Annotated in this window: 16 protein-coding genes; 8 read left to right on the forward strand and 8 right to left on the reverse strand. The window is 66.5% G+C overall.

The features are described 5' to 3' along the window. The first annotated feature begins 43 nt into the window (after positions 1 to 43). The 4 genes from coaBC (at position 44) to QO033_RS18060 (ending at position 4,970) form a co-directional block, all read left to right on the forward strand. Positions 44 to 1,240 (forward strand): bifunctional phosphopantothenoylcysteine decarboxylase/phosphopantothenate--cysteine ligase CoaBC, encoded by a 1,197-nt coding sequence (gene coaBC / locus QO033_RS18045; protein ID WP_284482361.1) that lies wholly within the window; start codon positions 44 to 46, stop codon positions 1,238 to 1,240. Between the two features lie 19 nt (positions 1,241 to 1,259). Beyond that, on the forward strand, positions 1,260 to 1,715 hold the full coding sequence (gene dut / locus QO033_RS18050) for a dUTP diphosphatase (protein WP_284482362.1): 456 nt from the start codon (positions 1,260 to 1,262) through the stop codon (positions 1,713 to 1,715). Continuing rightward, on the forward strand, positions 1,715 to 2,806 hold the full coding sequence (locus QO033_RS18055; RefSeq protein WP_284482363.1) for a HesA/MoeB/ThiF family protein: 1,092 nt from the start codon (positions 1,715 to 1,717) through the stop codon (positions 2,804 to 2,806). The genes dut and QO033_RS18055 overlap by 1 nt, the downstream gene beginning before the upstream one ends. A gap of 151 nt (positions 2,807 to 2,957) precedes the next feature. Beyond that, complete coding sequence (locus QO033_RS18060) at positions 2,958 to 4,970, forward strand: M3 family metallopeptidase (RefSeq protein WP_284482364.1); 2,013 nt, start codon at positions 2,958 to 2,960, stop codon at positions 4,968 to 4,970. Between the two features lie 157 nt (positions 4,971 to 5,127). On the opposite strand, the gene QO033_RS18065 is transcribed toward QO033_RS18060, so the two are convergent. From QO033_RS18065 to QO033_RS18095, 7 genes are all read right to left on the reverse strand, one after another. After that, on the reverse strand, positions 5,128 to 6,066 hold the full coding sequence (locus tag QO033_RS18065; protein ID WP_284482365.1) for an NAD(P)-dependent oxidoreductase: 939 nt from the start codon (positions 6,064 to 6,066) through the stop codon (positions 5,128 to 5,130). A gap of 16 nt (positions 6,067 to 6,082) precedes the next feature. Continuing rightward, positions 6,083 to 7,222 carry a rod shape-determining protein RodA gene (rodA, locus tag QO033_RS18070; protein WP_284482366.1) on the reverse strand — a complete coding sequence of 380 codons (1,140 nt, stop codon included), beginning with the start codon at positions 7,220 to 7,222 and terminating at the stop codon, positions 6,083 to 6,085. Next, complete coding sequence (gene mrdA, locus QO033_RS18075; RefSeq protein WP_284482367.1) at positions 7,219 to 9,162, reverse strand: penicillin-binding protein 2; 1,944 nt, start codon at positions 9,160 to 9,162, stop codon at positions 7,219 to 7,221. The genes rodA and mrdA overlap by 4 nt, the downstream gene beginning before the upstream one ends. Beyond that, positions 9,159 to 9,698, reverse strand: coding sequence for a rod shape-determining protein MreD (locus tag QO033_RS18080; RefSeq protein WP_284482368.1), 540 nt, complete (start codon positions 9,696 to 9,698; stop codon positions 9,159 to 9,161). The genes mrdA and QO033_RS18080 overlap by 4 nt, the downstream gene beginning before the upstream one ends. Further along, positions 9,691 to 10,626 (reverse strand): rod shape-determining protein MreC, encoded by a 936-nt coding sequence (mreC, locus tag QO033_RS18085; RefSeq protein ID WP_284482369.1) that lies wholly within the window; start codon positions 10,624 to 10,626, stop codon positions 9,691 to 9,693. Before mreC ends, QO033_RS18080 begins: the two co-directional genes overlap by 8 nt. Before the next feature lie 59 nt (positions 10,627 to 10,685). Then, positions 10,686 to 11,732, reverse strand: a complete 1,047-nt coding sequence (locus tag QO033_RS18090) for a rod shape-determining protein (protein WP_284482370.1) — start codon at positions 11,730 to 11,732, stop codon at positions 10,686 to 10,688. Positions 11,733 to 12,094: 362 nt separating this feature from the next. Further along, positions 12,095 to 13,669, reverse strand: a complete 1,575-nt coding sequence (locus tag QO033_RS18095) for a 2-isopropylmalate synthase (RefSeq protein WP_284482371.1) — start codon at positions 13,667 to 13,669, stop codon at positions 12,095 to 12,097. Positions 13,670 to 14,081: 412 nt separating this feature from the next. Here QO033_RS18095 and QO033_RS18100 point away from each other — a divergent pair, with 412 nt between their 5' ends. The 3 genes from QO033_RS18100 (at position 14,082) to QO033_RS18110 (ending at position 16,821) form a co-directional block, all read left to right on the forward strand. Beyond that, positions 14,082 to 15,356 (forward strand): NAD(P)/FAD-dependent oxidoreductase, encoded by a 1,275-nt coding sequence (locus QO033_RS18100; RefSeq protein WP_284482372.1) that lies wholly within the window; start codon positions 14,082 to 14,084, stop codon positions 15,354 to 15,356. 67 nt (positions 15,357 to 15,423) lie between these two features. Continuing rightward, a complete protein-coding gene (acuR, locus tag QO033_RS18105; protein ID WP_284482373.1) occupies positions 15,424 to 16,068 on the forward strand; it encodes an acrylate utilization transcriptional regulator AcuR in 645 nt (214 codons plus the stop codon). A 183-nt stretch (positions 16,069 to 16,251) separates the two neighbouring features. Then, the gene (locus QO033_RS18110) at positions 16,252 to 16,821 is read left to right on the forward strand and encodes a peroxidase-related enzyme (protein ID WP_284482374.1); all 570 of its coding nucleotides are present in this window, start codon (positions 16,252 to 16,254) and stop codon (positions 16,819 to 16,821) included. A gap of 99 nt (positions 16,822 to 16,920) precedes the next feature. Here the strand turns inward: QO033_RS18110 and QO033_RS18115 are convergent, their stop codons facing one another. Next, entirely contained in the window at positions 16,921 to 18,333 is a 1,413-nt protein-coding gene (locus tag QO033_RS18115; protein ID WP_284482375.1) for an MORN repeat-containing protein, read from the reverse strand. A 204-nt stretch (positions 18,334 to 18,537) separates the two neighbouring features. Between QO033_RS18115 and QO033_RS18120 the strand changes: the two genes are divergently transcribed. Then, complete coding sequence (locus QO033_RS18120; protein ID WP_284482420.1) at positions 18,538 to 20,196, forward strand: NAD+ synthase; 1,659 nt, start codon at positions 18,538 to 18,540, stop codon at positions 20,194 to 20,196. Positions 20,197 to 20,262: the final 66 nt, after the last annotated feature.

Genomic DNA, 20,262 nt, shown 5'->3' on the forward strand with positions numbered 1-20,262 from the left:
CATCGGGTGGGTGGCTGCCGAAAGACTGGAGGATCGAGAGCCGATGCTGGCCGGAAAACGCATTCTGTTGATCGTCGGGGGCGGCATCGCCGCCTATAAATCGCTGGAGCTGATCCGCCGCCTGCAGGAGCGCGGCGCAAGCGTCACCCCGGTGCTGACCGCCGCCGGCGCCGAATTCGTGACGCCGCTGTCGGTCTCGGCGCTGGCCGGGCAGAAGGTCTATCGCGAGCTCTTCGATCTGACCGAAGAGGCGGAGATGGGCCATATCCAGCTGTCGCGCAGCGCCGATCTGGTCGTGGTGGCACCGGCGACCGCCGATCTGATGGCGAAGATGGCGCAGGGGCTGGCGAACGATCTGGCCTCGACCCTGCTGCTGGCGACGGATACGCCGGTGCTGCTGGCGCCGGCGATGAATGTGCGGATGTGGGATCACCCGGCGACCCGCCGTAACGTGGCACAGCTCAGGGCCGACGGTGTGGCCTTCGTCGGCCCGAACGAAGGCGGCATGGCCTGCGGCGAATTCGGCCCCGGCCGGATGGCCGAACCGCTGGAGATCGTCGCTGCCATCGACACCGCGCTGAGCGACGGGCCGCTGACCGGCAAGCGCATTCTGGTAACCTCCGGCCCGACCCATGAACCCATCGACCCGGTGCGTTATATCGCCAACCGTTCCTCTGGCGCGCAGGGCACCGCGATCGCCGCGGCGCTGGCCGCGCTCGGGGCGCATGTGGTCTTCGTCACCGGCCCGGCGGACGTGCCGCCCCCCGCCGGGGTCGAGGTGGTCGCGGTGGAAAGCGCGCGGGATATGCTGGCGGCGGTCGAGGCGGCGCTGCCCGCCGATGCCGGCGTTTTCGTCGCCGCCGTTGCCGACTGGCGGGTGGCGAGCGCCTCGGATCAGAAGCTGAAGAAGAGCCGTGACGGTCTGCCGGTGCTCGAATTCGCGGAGAACCCCGACATCCTCAAGACCGTGTCGCATTTGACCGAAGGCCGCCCCGGGCTGGTGGTGGGCTTCGCCGCCGAGACCGACAACGTGCTGGAACACGCCACCGCCAAGCGGCTGCGCAAGGGCTGCGACTGGATCGTCGCCAATGACGTGAGCCATGCCACCGGTATCATGGGCGGCAGCGAGAACGCGGTGACCCTGATCACCGGCGACGGGGCGGAAGACTGGCCGCGCATGGGAAAGGCTGAGGTGGCAGACCGTCTGGCCCACCGCATCGCCGCCGCGCTGGCTGATTGAGACGAAAGGACGAAGATCAATGGTTGCGATCCGGCTGATCCACGATGAGGGCGCCGACCGGCAGGTGCCGCTGCCGGCCTATGAAACCGCCGGTGCCGCCGGTGCCGATCTGCGCGCGAACCTTCCCGACCGGGGCGAGGTGGAGCTGGCACCCGGCGCCCGGGCGCTGATCCCCACCGGCCTGAGGATCGAGATCCCCGATGGCTATGAGGTGCAGATCCGGCCGCGCTCCGGTCTGGCGCTGAAACACGGCATCACCCTGCCGAACACGCCCGGCACCATCGACAGCGATTATCGCGGCCCGCTTGGCGTCATCGTGATGAACGCCGGCAGCGAGAGCTTCACCGTCACCCACGGCGACCGCATCGCCCAGATGGTGGTGGCCCCGGTGGTGCAGGCGCGGTTCGAGCTGGCGGACGACCTGAGCGAGACCGACCGCGGCAGCGGCGGCTTCGGATCCACCGGGCGGCGTTGATGCTGCTGGTTCTGGCACTGGGCGCGGCGATCTGGGGGCTGGGCTGGATCATCGGCCTGCCCACCCGGTTGCGCTGGGTCGGGATCGGCCTGCTCTATGTCGCGGTGCTGGGGCTGCATCTGACCCTGCCGGCGCGCCATCCGTTGCGCCTGGCCACCGGCGAAAGCCCGGCGCTCTGGCTGCTGCTGGGCGGGGCTGCCGCGCTGGCGCTGATCTATGGCGCCGGGGTTCGGGCGCTGAAACGCCGGGCGCTGGCCCGGGGCAACAGTGCTTCGGATGCCGGGACCGCACCGGGGGCGGCCGACGTCCCCGCGACGGGCCCCTATGCCGAGGGTGAGATCACCCGCTATGCCCGTCATATCGTGCTGCGTGAACTGGGCGGCCCGGGGCAGACCAGGCTCAAGACGGCGCGGGTGCTGGTGATCGGGGCCGGCGGGCTCGGCTCTCCGGCGCTGATGTATCTGGCCGCCGCCGGTGTCGGCACCATCGGGGTGATCGACGGTGATACTGTCGATGCCTCGAACCTGCAGCGGCAGGTGATCCATACCGAGGCGCGGATCGGCATGCCCAAGGTGTTTTCGGCAGAACTGGCGATGCAGGCGCTGAACCCGCATGTCCAGGTCCGTCCCTATCACCGGCCGCTGGAGCCGGAGATGGCGCCGGCGCTTTTCGCCGATTACGATCTGATCCTGGACGGCACCGACAATTTCGAGACCCGCTATCTGGTCAATCGGGTGGCGGTGGCGCAGGGCAAGCCGCTGGTCTCCGGCGCGCTGGCGCAATGGGAAGGCCAGCTGAGCGTGTTCGATCCGGCCCATGGCGCCCCCTGCTATCAGTGCATCTTCCCCGAGGCGCCGGCCCCCGGCCTGGCGCCGAGCTGTGCCGAGGCCGGCGTGATCGCGCCGCTGCCCGGGGTGATCGGCACGATGATGGCGATGGAGGCGATCAAGGTGATTGCCGGCACCGGCGCGCCGCTGCGGGGCGCGATGCTGATCTATGACGGGCTTTACGCCGAAACCCGGCGCATCGGGCTGAAACCCCGCCCCGATTGTCCTGTTTGCGGCGGTGTGCATGAGGCCCGGGACGGGTGATTGCGCCGCCGCGAGCGGCGCAAGCCTCCGGCGGGGATATTTGCAGCCGGAAAAAGACCGGTGAAAAATGGCGGGCGGGCGGAGATCGCGGTGGCCTGCCACTGGACCATTTCCGGTGGCGCCCCTAGCTTCAGTGTCAAAGGAGATCAACATGACCAACCCGATCCTCTCTGACTGGACCACCCCCTTTGAAATCGCCCCTTTCGACCGCATTTCGGACGAGGATTTCGCCCCGGCGCTGGATCAGGCGCTGGCTGAGCACGATGCCGAGATCAAGGCGATCGCCGCCAACCCGCAGGCGCCGAGCTTTGTCAATACGATCGAGGCGCTGGAAGGTGCGGGGCGCGATCTGGACAAGGTGCTGTCGGTATTCTTCACCGTCGCGGGTGCCGACAGCACGCCCCGGCGCGAGGAGCTGCAGCGCGCCTTCTCGCCACGGCTGGCGCAGCACTGGTCGGAGATTTCCGCCAACAAGGCGCTGTTCGCCCGGGTGGCGGAACTCTGGGCGCGGCGCGACGAGCTGGGGCTGACGCCGGAACAGGCGCGGGTGCTGATGCTGACGCATCGTGGCTTTGTCCGATCCGGCGCGGCGCTGGAGGGGGCGGCGGAGACGCGGATGAAGGAGATCAAGGCGCGGCTCGCGACCCTGGGTACCGAATTCACCCAGAATCTTCTGGCCGATGAGCGCGATTGGAAGATGGAGCTGACGGAAGAGGACCTGGAGGGGCTGCCCGGCTTTGTCGTCGATGCCGCCCGCGCGGCTGGCGCGGAGAAGGGCGTGACCGGTCCGGTGATCACCCTGTCGCGATCGCTGATCGTGCCGTTCCTGCAATTCTCGCCCCGCCGCGATCTGCGCGAGACCGCCTATCGCGCCTGGGCGGCGCGCGGCGCCAACGGCGGCAAGACCGACAACCGAGGGATCGCGGCAGAGATCCTAAAGCTGCGGGAAGAGCGCGCGCAGCTGCTGGGCTATGAGAATTTCGCGGCCTACAAGCTGGAAACCGAGATGGCGAAGACACCGGAGACGGTGAAGGGCCTGCTGATGCAGGTCTGGGGCCCGGCCAGGGCGCGGGCCGAGGCGGATGGCGAGATCCTGACAGGCATGATGCATGCCGATGGGATCAACGGCGATCTGGAGCCCTGGGACTGGCGCTATTACGCGGAGAAACGGCGCAAGGCGGAGTATGACCTCGATGAGGCGGAGCTGAAGCCCTACCTGCAGCTCGACAGGATGCGCGAGGCGGCTTTCGCCTGCGCCAGCCGCCTGTTCGGGCTGGAGTTCGAACCGCTGGACGTGCCGCTCTATCATCCCGACTGCCTGGCCTGGAACGTGACCCGGAACGGTCAGCATCTGGCGGTGTTCATCGGGGATTATTTCGCCCGCGGCTCGAAACGTTCGGGTGCCTGGTGTTCGGCGATGCGCAGCCAGGCGAAATACCCCGAGGTGCAGACGCCGGTGGTGATCAACGTGTGCAATTTCGCCAAATCGACGCCGGCGCTGCTGTCCTATGACGATGCGCGCACGCTGTTCCACGAATTCGGCCATGCGCTGCACCAGATGCTGTCGAATGTGACCTATGAGAGCATCTCCGGCACCTCGGTGGCGCGTGATTTCGTCGAACTGCCCAGCCAGCTTTACGAACATTGGCTGGAGGTGCCCGAGGTGCTGAGCGAATTCGCCACCCATGTGGAGACCGGCGCGCCGATGCCCGAGGCGATGCGCGACAAGGTGCTGAAGGCGGCGACCTATGACATGGGGTTCCAGACGGTGGAATATGTCGCCTCCGCCCTGGTCGATCTGGCGTTCCATGACGGCCCGGCACCCAGCGATCCGATGGCGAAACAGGCCGAGGTTCTGGCCGATCTGGGCATGCCCCATGCCATCGGCATGCGCCACGCGACGCCGCAATTCGCCCATGTCTTCTCCGGCGATGGATACAGCTCGGGTTACTACAGCTACATGTGGTCCGAGGTGATGGATGCCGATGCCTTCGCCGCCTTCGAGGAAGCCGGCGGCGCCTTCGATCCGGAGCGCGCCCGTGCTCTGGCGGAGAACATCCTGTCGAAGGGCGGCTCGGACGAACCGGAGGCGCTCTATACCGCCTTCCGCGGCCGGTTGCCGGGGGTCGAGGCGCTGCTGAAGGGCCGCGGCCTGGCGGCCTGAGCCGGGAAAGGGATTGCGCCTGCGGCGCAAGCCTCCGGCGGGAGTATTTGGACAGAGAAGAAGCCCGGAGCGATGGTGCACGCCCCGGGTTTTCTCGTCAGGCCGGTATCTTCTTCTCTGCAAAAATACTCAAACGCCGCCGTCTGGTCCGGGCGGGTCAGTAGCCCAGAGAGCGGTCCACCAGATGCAGGAGCGGCTCTCCCGCCTCGCCGCGACGGATATTCTCGGCGATGACCTCGGAGGCGGTGATGGCGCGGGTTTCCGAGGCGATATGCGGGGTGACCGTCACCTTCGGGTTGGCCCAATAGGGGTCCTCCGGTGGCAGCGGTTCGATGCGGAAGGCGTCCAGCGTGGCATGGCGGATATGGCCGCTGTCGAGGGCCGCGAGCAGGGCGGCGTCGTCGATCAGCGCGCCGCGACCGGGGTTCAGCACCACGGCGCCCTCTGGCAGCGCCGCCAGGGTGTCGGCGTTCAAGATGTCGCGGGTGGCGGCGGTGTCGGGCAGCAGCAGCACCAGGATGTCGGCGACGGTCAGCGCCTGCAGCAGGCCGGCGTCGCCGGACAGGCAGCTGAGCCCGGCCACGGATTTCTGGCTGCGGCTCCAGCCGGTGACCGGGAAGCCGAGCGCGGCGAGGGCTAGGCCGGCGGCGGTTCCCAGCGTGCCGAGGCCCAGGATCGTCACCCGGCGCTCCTGCGCCAGCGGCGGGGCGACCGGGTCCCAGGTGCCGGTCTGGCCGAGGATATGGGCATCCATCCCCAGGTGGTGGCGCAGCACATGGCCGGTGACCCATTCGGTCATCCCCTGGGTCAGCCCGTGATCGACCATGCGTGCCAGCGGCACGGTCAGTGTGGGGTTGTCGATGATCGTCTCGATCCCGGCCCAGAGGCTGAGAACCGCCTTCAGCCGGGGGTGTTGCGAGAAGTCGTGATCGGTGGCGCCGCCGGGGGCATAGATCATGTAATCGACCTCCGCCGCCGGGATATCCTCGGCCAGGTGGATGTCGTCGAGGCCGGCGGCCGCGAAGGCGCGGGTCAGGGGTGCCTGATACTCGGCCCAGCGTTTCGGGGTGGAGTGGAAGAGTACATTGGTCGTCATGGGGCCTTCTTCGGGTCTATCTGGGGCGGTGGACATGGGCGCTTTGCACGATGCCGAAGGCGGCCATCAGCACCAGCATGGCCGAGCCGCCATAGCTGACCATCGGCAGCGGCACCCCCACCACCGGCGCCAGCCCCATCACCATCGACATGTTGACGGCGAAGAACAGGAAGAAGGTGATGGCGATGCCCAGCGTCGCCAGAGACGAAAACCGGTCTCGGGCGGAAATCGCGGTGGCGATGCAGAAGACGATGATCAGCGCGTAAAGCGTCAGCAGCGAGATGCCGCCGATGAAGCCGAATTCCTCGGCGAGGGTGGTGAAGATGAAGTCGGTATGCTTCTCGGGCAGGAAGTTCAGCCGAGACTGGGTTCCCTGCATGAACCCGCGCCCGGCCCAGCCGCCCGATCCCAGCGCGATCTTCGACTGGGTGATGTGATAGCCGGCGCCCAGCGGATCGCTGCCCGGGTCGAGAAAGGTGTCGATGCGGCGGTACTGGTAGTCCTTGATCAACTGCCAGGGGGTGCCGCGGGATTCGAAGACCGCCGTCACCAGGCCGATGCCGGCGGCGATCACCGCTGCGAAATAGGCCCAGTGGACGCCGGCCAGGAACATCACCCCGCCGCCGGCGGCCAGCAGCAGGATCGAGGTACCCAGATCGGGCTGTTTCAGCACCAGGGCGGTGGGCAGCAGGATCAGGATCACCGGCACCAGCACCCAGAACGGGCGCGAGGTCTTCTGCGCGGGCAGCCAGTCGTAATAGGCGGCCAGCATCATCACCAGGGTGATCTTGGTCAGCTCGGAGGGCTGCAGCCGCATGAAGCCGAGATCGATCCAGCGCTGCGCCCCCATGCCGACCGATCCGAACAGTTCCACCGCGATCAGCAGCAGCACGGACAGCCCATAGGCCAGGGCGGCCATGTTGCGCCAGAACCAGATCGGCACCATGGCGATCGACAGCATCGCCGCCATGCCGAGCGCGAAGCGCTTGATCTGCGGTTCCGCCCAGGGCGTGAAGGAGCCGCCGGCGACGGAGTAGAGCATCAGAACGCCGACGCCAGCAACCGAGATCAGCAGCAGCGTCAGCGGCCAGTTCAGATAGAGGATCTTGCGGAAACCGGTCGGTGTCGATTTGACGGCATATTCGAGATAGCTCATGCGCGGCCGCTCCCCTCGGTATCGCGGCGCAGCTTCTCGCGGTGCAGCCGCTCCTGCAGCGCCTTGACGCGGTCGCGGTCCTTGGCGGGATAGGCGGTCAGGGGCGGGGTGTCACCATAGAGCGCCTGCAGCAGGATATCGCGGGCCACCGGCGCCGCGGCGCTGGAGCCGCCGCCGCCGTGTTCGATCACCACTGAGACCGCATAGCGCGGCTTGTCATAGGGGGCGAAGCAGACGAACAGCGCGTGGTCGCGGCGTTCCCAGGGCAGGTCCTCGTTCCGGGTCACTCCGGCGGCGCGTTCGGCGGCGGTGATGTTGCGCACCTGGCTGGTGCCAGTCTTACCGGCCATGCGGAAGGCGTCCTCGATGATGCGGCTGCCATAGGCGGTGCCGCGCCGGTCGTTGGAGACCGCGTACATCGCCCGCCGGATGGTGCGCATGTTGGTCTCGTTCATCTCCAGCGGCTCGCCGGCACCGGAAGGCTGCTCGATGCCGTCGATGGATTTGATCAGCCGCGGCGTGACCGTGCGCCCGGTGGCGATCCGTGCCGTCATCACCGCCAGCTGCAGCGGCGAGGCCAGCATGTAGCCCTGGCCGATGGAGGCGTTGGCAGTGTCGCCGATCAGCCAGTCCTGGCCATGAACCCGCTGTTTCCAGTCGCGGTCCGGTGCCAGCCCGCGGGCCACCGCCGACAGCGGCAGATCGTGGCGCACGCCGATGCCGAAGCGCTGTGCCATGGCAGAGATCTTGTCGATCCCCACCTTCAGAGCGAGATCGTAGTAATAGACGTCACAGCTCTGTTTCAGCGAAGTCTGCAGGTCGACGTGGCCGTGGCCGCCGCGCCGCCAGCAGTGGAACCGCCGGCCCGAGACCTCCAGATAGCCGGGGCAATAGACGGTGTCGTCGGGGCCGATCAGCCCGTCTTCCAGCGCCGCCATGGCGGTGATCATCTTGAAGGTGGAGCCGGGGGGATATACCCCCTGCACCGATTTCGAGGCCAGCGGGCGATAGGGGTCTTCGAGCAGACCGCGGTAATCGGCGACGGAAATGCCGCGCACGAAGAGGTTGGGATCGAAGCTGGGCGAGGACCCCATGGCCCGCAGATCGCCGGTTTCGCAGTCCAGCACCACGGCGCTGGCGCTGTCCTGGCCCAGCCGGGCCTGAATATAGGCCTGCAGTTCGGCATCGACGGTCAGCTGCAGATCGGCGCCGGGCTGACCTTCGCGGCGGTCGAGCTCGCGCATCACGCGGCCGGTGGCGTTGACCTCGACCCGTTTGGCGCCGGCCTTGCCGCGCAGCATGTCCTCGCGCTTGGCCTCCAGCCCGACCTTGCCGATCTGGAACCGCGGGATGCGCAGCACCGGCTCGGGGTCTTCCATCTTGCTGAGGTCGTAATCGCTGACCGGGCCGACATAGCCGATCACATTGGCGAAATCGGCGCCGCGTGGATAGACCCGGGTCAGGCCGACCTCCGGGGTGATGCCGGGCAGGGCGGGAGCGTTGACCGCGACCTTGGAGATATCGTTCCAGTCGATCTGATCGGCCAGGGTGACCGGCAGGAAAGGCGGGCTGCGGCGCATTTCGTTCTGGGCGCGGTCCAGATCCTCGGGGTCGAGCTCGATCAGTTCCGAGAGATTCTGTAGCACCTGATCGACGTCGCCGGCATCCTCGCGCACGATGACGATTCGGTAGCTGGGCGAATTCTGCGCCAGCACGTTGCCGTTGCGGTCGAAGATCTTGCCACGGGTCGGCGGGATCAGGCGGATGTTGATCCGGTTTTCCTCGGCCAGCAGGCGGAACTGATCGGCCTGATCGACCTGCAGATAGCGCATCCGCATCGCCAGCCCGCCGGCAAAGGCCAGCTGAACCCCGCCCAGCAGCAGTGCCCGCCGGGTCGACACCCGGTTCAGCATCATCAGTTCCCGGGGATTGCGTCTCATGCGCGGCCTCCCATGGCTTCGATGTCGGCGGGGGTGAGTTTGCGCACGCCCAGCACCGATTGCGTGACCAGCACCACCAGCGGATAGGCCAGCATGGTCATCACCATCTGGATCAGGCTGAGGCTGAGCTGCGCCTGCTGCACCGCGAAGACGGCCAGCACCATGCGGTTGAGAACGGTGATCGACAGCAGCGTCAGGCAGACCGCCAGCCATTCGGCGACGAAGCTGGCGCCGCGCAGCGCGGCGGCGCGGTTCTTCAGGTATTCGCTGCCCAGCACCACCAGCAGCGCCATCAGCCCGGGCGGGCGCTGGAACAGCAAATCGGCGGTCAGCATGATGCCGGCGATGATCAGCATGGGGGCGTAATCCGGCCGCCGCAGGCTCCAGGCGAAGGCGAAGGCGATCAGGAAATCCGGCGGTGCCCAGCGGCGCGGCACGGTGTCGAGCGGCAGCAGGTGGAAGTAGATGATCAGCAGCCCCAGCCCGAGGAAGGCGGCCCGCATCAGCCACAGCCGGGAGGCGGAGAAATTAGCCATCGACGCCGGGCTCCGCTGGGCTCTGGGCGGCGGCATCGGGTGCGGCATCGGGTTGGGCGACGGCCGCGCCGTCGGGCCGCACCACATCGCCGGGATCGGTTACCGTCTCGGTGCCGTGGTGGCGCAGCACCCGCAGGAATTCCAGCCGCTCGTAATCGGCGGCCAGCCGCACTCGCAGCCGGCCGCTGGGGTCGGCGGCAACCTGGCCGATCAGCAGGCCGGCGGGAAACACGCCGCCGTCGCCGGAGGTGATCACCCGGTCGCCGGGGCGGACCAGGTCGGGGTTTTCCAGAAAGTCGATCAGCGGCGCGGCGGTGTTGTTGCCGGTGATCAGCGCGGTCTGGCGCGACGGCTGGATGATTGCCGGGATCGAACTGGAGGCATCGGTCAGCAGGATCACCCGGGCGGTGTTCTCTCCGGTGCCGGAGATGCGGCCGACCAGCCCGATGCCATCCATTGCCGCCCAGCCGTCGCGGATGCCGTCACGGGCGCCGACGTTCAGCAGCACAGATTGCCGGAAGGGCGAGCCTGAATCGGCCAGCACCACGCCGGTGATATAGGTCAGCCGCGGGTCGAGCCGGACGTTGTTGAGATCGAGCAGGCGGGCGTTTTCCTGCTCCAGCTGCAGTGCCGCCTCTTTCCAGGCCTTCATCTGGCGCAGCTCGCGGCGCAGCTCCTGATTCTGTTCGGCCAGCCGGCGATAGCTCTGGAAATCGCGCAGCAGGTTGATGGCGCCGGTGACCGGGGCCATCGCCCAGTCCATTGACGGCACCACCCGGTCGACCACCTGGGCGCGGAACCGTTCGACGCGGGGGCTGTCGATCCGCCAGACCAGGAAGATGCCGATCAGGCAAAGGACCAGGATCCCCAGCACCAGCCGGCGCAAAGGGGCCGCGTAATCGTCGCGTTGTGACCGGTCTTTCGCCAATGGCTTCCTTCCGTCACGCCGGGCAACGGCGCCCGGCCGGCGTCACAAATCGGCGCCGCTCAGCTGTCGTAATCGATGGCGTGGCGCAGCTGCTTTTCGTATTCCAGCGCCTTGCCGGTGCCGAGCGCCACGCAGTTCAGGCTTTCGTCCGCAATGGAGACGGCCAGCCCGGTCTGCTCGCGCAGCGCCAGATCCAGATCGCCCAGAAGCGCGCCGCCGCCGGTGAGCATTACGCCGCGATCGACGATGTCGGCGGCCAGATCGGGCGGGGTGGTTTCCAGCGCGGTCATCACCGCCTCGCAGATCTGCTGCACCGGCTCGGCCAGTGCCTCGGCGATCTGCGCCTGGGTGACCTCGATTTCCTTCGGCACCCCGTTCAGCAGGTCGCGCCCGCGGATTTGCATGGCAGAGCCGCGGCCGTCGTCGGGCATGCGGGCGGTGCCGATGGTGGTCTTGATCCGCTCGGCGGTGCTTTCGCCGATCAGCAGGTTCATGTTGCGCCGCAGGTAGGAAATGATCGCCTCATCCATGCGGTCGCCGCCGACCCGGACCGAGCGGGCATAGACGATATCGCCGAGCGACAGCACCGCCACCTCGGTGGTGCCGCCGCCGATGTCGACGACCATGGAGCCGGTGGGATCGGTGATCGGCATGCCGGCGCCGATCGCCGCGGCAATCGGTTCGGCGATCAGCCCGGCGCGGCGGGCGCCGGCGGACAGGACCGACTGGCGAATCGCGCGCTTCTCGACCGGGGTGGCGCCGTGCGGCACGCAGACGATGATCTTCGGCTTGGAGAAGGTCGAGCGCTTGTGCACCTTGCGGATGAAATGCTTGATCATCTCTTCGGCAGTGTCGAAGTCGGCGATGACGCCTTCGCGCATCGGCCGGATCGCCTGAATCGAGCCGGGGGTCCGGCCCAGCATCAGCTTGGCGTCTTCGCCGACGGCGAGAACCTTCTTGACGCCATCCTTGATATGATACGCCACCACCGAGGGCTCGGACAGGATCACACCGCGGCCTTTGACATAGACCAGCGTGTTCGCCGTGCCGAGGTCGATCGCCATATCCGAAGAAAAGAGACCGCCCAGATTTCCAAACACCGCCATTCCTGTGAGATCCTGCTAAGATACTGCAAATTTGTCCCGCGACTCTGATGACCGCTTGACTTTCGCCTTATATGCGGCAGCGGCTGTGGGCGAAAGGGTGGAATCCGGCGGGGCGCGCGTTTTCGCCGGCGGGGCGCGCGGGCGGCCGCGGCAGGTGCGTCCGGCGGGAGTATTTGGGCAGAGAAGAAGCGGCGGCGCGCGTGCGATGGCGGGCCTGGCGCGAATTTCCCGGTTTTCAGGGCGATTGTGGATGTGGCGCGCGATCGCACCGCCGGTCGAAGCGCCGGTGCCGGGACGGGGCGCCGGCGGTCAGACCCCGGGGGATGGCATGGCCGGGGGCGCCGGCCATGCCGAAGATGTGATCAGCTCATGTCCTTGTAGGAGATTTCGCGGGCGTCGGCGCCGGGGCCTGCCTTTTCCCGCCGCACGGCCAGACGGTTCAGCGCGTTGACATAGGCGCGGGCCGAGGCGACCACGGTATCGGTATCGGCGGACTGGCCGGTGGTGATCATGCCGTCTTCCTCCAGCCGGACGCTGACGGTGGCCTGAGCATCGGTGCCCTCGGTCACCGCATGCACCTGATAGAGCTGCAGCCGCGCGGCATTGGGGTAGATCGCCCGCACTGCCTTGAAGGTGGCATCGACCGGGCCGTCGCCATGTTCGGTGGCGATCACGTCCTTGCCGTCGACCTCCATCTCCAGCGTCGCCTCGGCCGGGCCGCCGGTGCCGCAGAGTACCTTGAGCGAGACGATCTGCAGCCGCTCGGCGGAGGGGTCGGCGGTGACGGTGACCAGGGCCATGATATCGTCGTCGTAGACCTCTTTCTTGCGGTCGGCGAGCGCCTTGAACCGCACGAAGATGTCTTTCAGCTGGTTGTCGCCCACCTCGTAGCCGAGCTGCTTGAGCTTGTCGCGCAGCGCGGCGCGGCCCGAATGCTTGCCGAGCGGCAGGCTGGAGCCGGTGAGACCGACATCCTCGGGGCGCATGATCTCGAAGGTTTCCTTGTTCTTCAGCATGCCGTCCTGGTGGATGCCGGATTCATGCGCGAAGGCGTTCTTGCCGACGATGGCCTTGTTGAACTGCACCGGGAAGCCCGAGACGGTGGCGACACGGCGGGAGATATGCATGATCTTGGTGGTGTCGACGCCGGTGGACCAGGGCATGATGTCGTGGCGCACCTTCAGCGCCATCACCACCTCTTCCAGCGCGGTGTTGCCGGCACGTTCGCCCAGACCGTTGACGGTGCATTCGATCTGCCGGGCGCCGCCGGCGACGGCGGCCAGCGCGTTGGCGGTCGCCATGCCCAGGTCGTTGTGGCAATGGGTGGCGAAGATCACCTCATCGGCACCGGGCACGGTTTCGATCAGCTTGCGGATCAGCGTGGCGCTTTCTTCCGGCGCGGTATAGCCGACGGTATCGGGGATGTTGATGGTGGTGGCGCCGGCCTTGATGGCGATCTCCACCACGCGGCAGAGGTAATCCCATTCGGTCCGGGTGGCATCCATCGGCGACCATTGCACGTTGTCGCAGAGATTGCGGGCGTGGCTGACGGTCTCGTGGATTTTCTCCGCCATCTCGTCCATCGTCAGGTTGGGGATGGCGCGGTGCAGCGGCGAGGTGCCGATAAAGGTGTGAATGCGCGGCTTGGCGGCATTCCGCACCGCCTCCCAGCAGCGGTCGATATCGGCGAAATTGGCCCGGGCGAGGCCGCAGATCACCGAATTTCGCGAATTCTTCGCGATCTCGGACACGGCGCGGAAATCGCCCTCCGAGGCGATGGGGAACCCGGCCTCGATGATATCGACGCCCATGTCGTCGAGCAGGCCGGCGATTTCCAGCTTCTCGTCGTGGGTCATGGTGGCGCCGGGGCTTTGTTCGCCGTCGCGCAGAGTCGTGTCGAAAATCAAGACGCGGTCTTGTTCGGAAGCATTGGTCATGTCGGTAACTTTCGTATCTGTCCTAAAGCCTAGTGGCGCGCAGGCGTCCTCCTCTGAGCGGGCGCGCCAAAGGGCACGCTCAGAGGCGGGTTAGGATCAGTAGGCCACGCAGCGACGCGCCGTTGGAAACGGTCGGGGTCGGGATATGCGCCTGGCTGGTCATGGGGCGCAGCTTATACGCCGATCCTGAGAAAGGGAAAGCCCAAAACGCCGCTGCACTGCGGCATGGGCCCGCGCGGGGGATTTCGGCCGGACTTGATCCTGGTCAGAAACCGCGGGCGATTGTCAGGTTATGATTTTTGCATATGTTCAAGAGGAGGGGTGGCGGCAATCCGCGGTGGCCCCGACCCGGAAACGGCAGGGGAGAGTCGTCTCAAGGGCGACGGAGGGCCGTTGATGAGGAGGATCGAAGATGACACATGTCGTTGTCCTGGGCGCCGGTCTGGGCGGCACCATTCAGGCCTATGAGCTGCGCCAGTCGCTGGCCGAGACCGATCGGGTCACGGTGATATCGAACAAGCCCTATTTCCAGTTTACCCCCTCCAACCCATGGGCCGGGATCGGCTGGCGCAAGAAGGAGGAGATCACCATCGATCTGGCACCGGTGATGGACCGGCGCGGCATCGAATTCATCTGCGACGCGGCCACCGGGCTCGACCCCGAGGCGCAGCGGATCCGGCTCGCCAGCGGCCGGGAGGTCGACTACGACTATCTGGTGATCGCCACCGGCCCCGATCTGGCCTTTGACGAGATCGAGGGCTTCGGGCCGCAGGGGCTGACCAATTCGATCTGCCATGTCGAGGACGCCGAGATCTCGAGCCGGAACTGGGAGGCGTTCTGCGCCAACCCGGGCCCCATCGTGGTGGGGGCGGTGCAGGGGGCTTCCTGCTTCGGACCGGCCTATGAATACGCCATGACGCTGGATACCGATTTGCGCCGGCGCAAGATCCGCGACAAGGTGCCGATGACCTTTGTGACCTCGGAACCCTATGTGGGCCATATGGGGCTGAACGGGGTGGGCGATACCAAGGGCATGATGGAAAGCATCATGCGCGATCGCGACATCAAGTGGATCACCAATGCCCGGGTCGACAAATTCGCCGATGGTACCGCCTTTGTGACCCAGGTGGACGACGATGGCGCCGACAGGAAGACCTACGAGCTGCCTTTCTCCTATTCCATGATGCTGCCGGCCTTCCGCGGTATCCCGGCGCTGATGGGGATCGAGGGGCTGGTGAACCCGCGCGGTTTCGTGATCACCGACGATTATCAGCGCAACCCGACCTATCCCAATATCTTCGGGATCGGGGTTTGCATCGCCATCGCGCCGCCGGAGCCGACCCCGGTGCCGACCGGTGTGCCGAAGACCGGCTTTATGATCGAAAGCATGGTGACGGCGACGGCGCGGAACATCCCGCTGCTGATCGAGGGCAAGGAGCCGGTCTATCAGCCGACCTGGAACGCGCTGTGCCTGGCGGATTTCGGCGACCGGGGCGCGGCCTTCCTGGCAATGCCGCAGCTGCCGCCGCGCAATCTCAACTGGGCCTCCGAAGGGCGCTGGGTGCATTGGGCGAAGCTGGTCTTCGAATGGTATTTCATGCGCAAGATTCGCACCGGGGTGAGCGAACCCTTCTATGAGCGGTTCGTGATGAAGCTGGCCAAAATCCACAAGCTGAAGGGGGAATAGCAGGCAGCAGCGACGGCGGGAAAAGCCGGGCGTTGATTTTATTAGACGTTCGGTCTAATAAACCTGTATGACCCGGACCGAAGCCGCCCCCCGCAAGCGTGGCCGCCCCCGCAAGACGGAGGCGGAGCTGACGGAAACACGTGGCAGGCTGATCCGCGCCGGTGTCGCGACGCTGACGGAAAAGGGCTTTTCCGCGGTCGGGATCGAGGAAATCCTGCAGGCGGCGGCGATGCCCAAGGGCTCTTTCTACTACTATTTCGCCAGCAAGGAGGCCTTCGGGCTGGAGCTGATCGCCGCCTACGCCGGCTATTTCGCGCGCAAGCTGGACCGCTGGTTCCTGGACGAGACGGTGCAACCGCTGCAACGGCTGGTGAATTTCACCGAGGATGCCCGCGACGGCATGGCGCGTCACGGTTTCGCCCGGGGCTGTCTGGTCGGCAATCTGGGGCAGGAGATGGGGACGCTGCCGGAATCGTTTCGCGCCGCTTTGATGCAGGTGTTCGATGACTGGCAGGCGCGGACCGCCGCCTGTCTGCGCAGGGCCCAGGCCGCCGGAGAGATCGCCGCCGGGCGCGACTGCGACGAGCTGGCGGCGGTGTTCTGGATCGGATGGGAGGGGGCGGTGCTGCGCGCCAAGCTGGAGCGTCGCGCGGCCCCGCTGGAGATTTTCGCAAGGGGCTATTTCGCCGGCCTGACCGGCAACGCGCCCTGAACCCGGACAATTTGGGGGAGGAGACCCATGAACAGATCACACGACAGCGACTGAGCCCGCACGGCGCCGCGCAGGACCGGCCCCCGGAAGGAGGGGGCGGGCGGGGCCTTGGTGCCGCCGCCGTGCTGCGTCCGTTTCCAGATATACCCAGACGATGATTTTACCCCACAGGAGGTTTACCCCGTGACATCCGCCCCGATCAGCCGCTTTCCGGTGCCCGCTCTCGATGAGATGCCGGAGGATATCCGCAACCGCATTCTCGCGGTGCAGGAGAAATCCGGCTTCATCCCCAATGTCTTTCTCGTGCTGGCCCATCGGCCGGACGAATTCCGTGCTTTCTTCGCCTATCACGATGCGCTGATGGACAAGCCCGGCAATCTGACCAAGGCCGAGCGTGAGATGATCGTGGTGGCGACCTCGAACGCCAACCAGTGCCAGTATTGCGTCGTGGCGCATGGGGCGATCCTGCGGATCAGGGCGAAGAACCCGCAGATCGCCGATCAGGTTGCGGTCAACTATCGCAAGGCCGATATCACTCCGCGGCAGCGGGCGATGCTGGATTTCGCCATGAAGGTGTCGCAGGAGGCACATCAGGTCGGCGAGGCGGATTTCGACACCCTGGCCGGCCACGGGTTCGAGCCGGAGGATGTCTGGGACATCGCCGGCATCGCCGCCTTCTTCGGGCTGTCGAACCGGATGGCCAATGTCACCAGCATGCGGCCCAACGACGAATTCTATGCCATGGGCCGCTGAGGCGCCCGATCCGGCTGGCCCTGAGAGCCGCCGAAAGACCGAAGGGGGCCTTGCAGGGCCCCCTTTTCCGTCTTCGCGATTTACCGCTCTGTGTCCGGCTCAGCCGCCGTTCTTCAGGGCGCCGTTTTCCCAGGTGCCGCTGGCCTCTTGTCCGGTGGCATAGCGCATGGTGCCCTCGCCCTGCCGTTTGCCGTTGCGGAACATGCCTTCGTAGACATCGCCATTGGCATAGGTGGCCACGCCCTGGCCGTTGATCTCGCCGCCCGACCACTGGCCCTTGTAGCGGAAGCCGTCGGCCATCGCGATTTCGCCCTCGCCATCGCGCTGGCCGCCGACGAACTGGCCGGTATAGACCGAGCCGTCGGCATAGGTGGCCTTGCCCTGACCGTGGCGCTGACCGTCTTTCCAGTCGCCTTCGTAGCGGTAGCCGTCGGCATAGGTCATCACGCCGTAGCCGTCGTTCTTGGCGTTCTTGAAGCCGCCCTTGTAGGTGATGCCGTTGGTGTAGCTGGCGGTGCCCTCGCCGTCGATCACCCCGGCCTTCCACTCGCCCTCATAGGTCGAGCCGTCGGGATAGGTGATCTTGCCGGTGCCATCGGCCAGATCGGCGCGGAACTGGCCTTCGTAGATCGAGCCGTCGGGATAGGTGACGCGGCCCTGGCCCTCGATCTGCCCGGCGACCCAGGACCCGGTGTAGACATAGCCGTCCTGACCGGTGAAGGTGCCCTGTCCATGGCGGCGGTCGTCGGCGAAATCGCCCTCATAGGTGTCGCCGTTGGCATAGGTGACCTTGCCTTTGCCCTCGCGCCGGCCGGCGACCAGCTCACCGATATAGATATCGCCGTTGGGCTGGGTCAGCGTGCCCTTGCCGCTGATCTGGCCATCGACCCAGGTGCCGACATAGGTCAGACCGTCGGGCAGCGTCAGCGTGCCCTGGCCGTCGCGCTGGCCGGCCTTGATCTCGCCGTCGTAGATGGCGCCGTCGGGATAGGTGATCACCCCGTGGCCCTGTTTTTCGCCATTCACCCAGTCGCCGCGATATTCGTATCCGCCGGGGCTGGTCATCACCCCGTAGCCATTGTGCTGAGCGTTCAGAAAGCTGCCCTCGTAGCGCACGCCATTGGCATAGGTCGCCACGCCCTGGCCGTTGATCACCCCATCGACCCATTCGCCCTCATAGGTGCCGCCGTCGGAAAAGGTGATCTTGCCCAGCCCGTTGGGTTTGCCCTTGGCGAAATCCCCCTCGTAGACCGAGCCGTTGGGGAAGCGCGCGGTGCCCTTGCCGCGGATCTCGCCATCGACCCAGTCGCCGCTGTACTCATAGCCGTTGGGCAGACGGTAGGTGCCCTTGCCGTGCTGCAATCCGCCGCGGAAAGTGCCCTCGTAGACGCCGCCGATATCGTCTTCGGTGGTCAGAACCTGACCGTCCTGCGCCGCTGCCGTGCCGGCCAGCGCCCCGGTCAGTGCCAGGCCGGTCGCTGCCGCCGCCAATGCCTTGCCAAACTGTTTCATCGGATATCCTGCTTGCCTCGACTGCCGCTGTGCTGCGCTCTGACTGCTCTGCGGCGCCTCTAGAAACTAGGCGAGGGGCAGGGGACAGGCAATGTCTTTTGCGGTGACTTTGCGGCTGTGGCCTTCCCCTCGGGGCGGGATCTGTTAAATGGCCTTGAGGGCATTTGCGACGAAGAAAGACGCGAGGACAGGATGCAAGAGGCGATGTCGGACCGGTTCCGTGTCACGCTGGCGCAGGCCAACCCGGTGATGGGCGACCTGAAGGGCAATGCGGCGCAGGCGCTGGCGGCCTGGCGGGAGGGGCGCGCGGCGGGGGCCGATCTGGTGGCGCTGCCGGAGATGTTCATCACCGGCTACAACACCCAGGATCTGGTGATGAAACCGGCGTTTCACCGCGATGCCATTGCCGAGGTTCAGGCGCTGGCGGCGCAGATCACCGACGGTCCGGCCCTGGCCATCGGCGGCCCCTGGGTCGAGGACGGCCAGCTGTTCAACGCCTATTTCATCCTCAAGGGCGGCAAGATCGCCAGCCGGATGCTGAAGCACAACCTGCCCAACGAGCTGGTCTTCGACGAGGTGCGGATCTTCGATTCCGGTCCGCTCGGCGGCCCCTATTCGGTGGGCAATACCCGCATCGGCAGTCCGATCTGCGAAGACGCCTGGCATGAGGAAGTGCCGGAGACGCTGGCCGAGACCGGGGCGGAATTCCTGCTGGTGCCCAACGGGTCGCCTTATTATCGCGGCAAGCACGACGTCCGGCTGGCGCATATGGTCTCCCGCGTGGTTGAGACCGGGCTGCCGCTGATCTATCTGAACATGGTCGGCGGTCAGGACGATCAGGTCTTTGACGGCGCCAGCTTCGGGCTGAACCCGGGCGGTGAGCTGGCGTTTCAGCTGCCGCAGTTCGACGAGGCGCTGGTGCATGTCGATCTGGCGCGCGGCCCGGACGGCTGGCGCATCCTGCGAGGCGAGGAGCATGTCCATGCCTCCGAATGGGAGCAGGACTATCGTGTGATGGTGCAGTCGCTGCGCGACTACATGGGCAAGACCGGCTTCTCCAAGGTGCTGCTGGGCCTCTCGGGCGGGATCGATTCGGCCATTGTCGCGGCCATTGCCGTCGATGCGCTGGGGGCGGAGAATGTGCGCTGCGTCATGCTGCCGTCGGAATACACCAGCCCGGAGTCGCTGGAGGATGCCGAGGCCGTCGCCAAGGCCCTGGGCTGTCGCTACGACTATGTGCCGATCACCGAGGGCCGGGCGGCGATCACCAACACGCTGGCGCCGCTCTTCGCCGGGCGGGAGCCCGACCTGGCCGAGGAAAACATCCAGTCGCGGTTGCGCGGTCTGCTGTTGATGGCGCTGTCGAACAAGTTCGGCGAGATGTTGCTGACTACCGGCAACAAATCCGAGGTGGCGGTGGGCTATGCCACCATCTACGGCGATATGGCTGGCGGCTATAACCCGATCAAGGATCTCTACAAGACCCGGGTGTTCGAGACCTGCCGCTGGCGCAACGCCAACCATCGGCCCTGGATGAAGGGACCGGCGGGCGAGGTGATCGCGCCGCGTGTCATCGACAAGCCGCCGAGCGCCGAGCTGCGCGCCGACCAGAAGGACAGCGACAGCCTGCCGGACTATCCGGAACTGGATGCGATCCTGGATATTCTGGTCGATCAGGACGGATCCATCGCCGATTGCGTCGCCGCCGGCTTCGATCGGGCCACCGCCAAACGGGTGGAGCATCTGCTCTATATCAGCGAATACAAACGCTTCCAGTCGGCGCCCGGGGCCCGGCTGACCAAACGGGCGTTCTGGCTGGACCGGCGCTATCCCATCGTCAACCGCTGGCGCGATCCGTCCTGAGCCGCGTGGTCAGGCTTGACAGAGGTCAGGGCTCCGGCGCTGGTTGAGGGGACCCGTTCGACGGGG

The sequence above is a fragment of the Pseudodonghicola flavimaris genome, from assembly GCF_030164425.1.
GTDB classification, from domain to species: domain Bacteria; phylum Pseudomonadota; class Alphaproteobacteria; order Rhodobacterales; family Rhodobacteraceae; genus Pseudodonghicola; species Pseudodonghicola flavimaris.

Excerpts from the sequence above, each read along its gene's own strand:
- coaBC (WP_284482361.1), top strand. The coding sequence starts at position 44 with ATGCTGGCCGGAAAACGCATTCTGTTGATCGTCGGGGGCGGCATCGCC.
- dut (WP_284482362.1), top strand. The coding sequence starts at position 1,260 with ATGGTTGCGATCCGGCTGATCCACGATGAGGGCGCCGACCGGCAGGTG.
- QO033_RS18055 (WP_284482363.1), top strand. The coding sequence starts at position 1,715 with ATGCTGCTGGTTCTGGCACTGGGCGCGGCGATCTGGGGGCTGGGCTGG.
- QO033_RS18060 (WP_284482364.1), top strand. The coding sequence starts at position 2,958 with ATGACCAACCCGATCCTCTCTGACTGGACCACCCCCTTTGAAATCGCC.
- QO033_RS18065 (WP_284482365.1), bottom strand. The coding sequence starts at position 6,066 with ATGACGACCAATGTACTCTTCCACTCCACCCCGAAACGCTGGGCCGAG.
- rodA (WP_284482366.1), bottom strand. The coding sequence starts at position 7,222 with ATGAGCTATCTCGAATATGCCGTCAAATCGACACCGACCGGTTTCCGC.
- mrdA (WP_284482367.1), bottom strand. The coding sequence starts at position 9,162 with ATGAGACGCAATCCCCGGGAACTGATGATGCTGAACCGGGTGTCGACC.
- QO033_RS18080 (WP_284482368.1), bottom strand. The coding sequence starts at position 9,698 with ATGGCTAATTTCTCCGCCTCCCGGCTGTGGCTGATGCGGGCCGCCTTC.
- QO033_RS18090 (WP_284482370.1), bottom strand. The coding sequence starts at position 11,732 with ATGGCGGTGTTTGGAAATCTGGGCGGTCTCTTTTCTTCGGATATGGCG.
- QO033_RS18095 (WP_284482371.1), bottom strand. The coding sequence starts at position 13,669 with ATGACCAATGCTTCCGAACAAGACCGCGTCTTGATTTTCGACACGACT.
- QO033_RS18100 (WP_284482372.1), top strand. The coding sequence starts at position 14,082 with ATGACACATGTCGTTGTCCTGGGCGCCGGTCTGGGCGGCACCATTCAG.
- acuR (WP_284482373.1), top strand. The coding sequence starts at position 15,424 with ATGACCCGGACCGAAGCCGCCCCCCGCAAGCGTGGCCGCCCCCGCAAG.
- QO033_RS18115 (WP_284482375.1), bottom strand. The coding sequence starts at position 18,333 with ATGAAACAGTTTGGCAAGGCATTGGCGGCGGCAGCGACCGGCCTGGCA.
- QO033_RS18120 (WP_284482420.1), top strand. The coding sequence starts at position 18,538 with ATGTCGGACCGGTTCCGTGTCACGCTGGCGCAGGCCAACCCGGTGATG.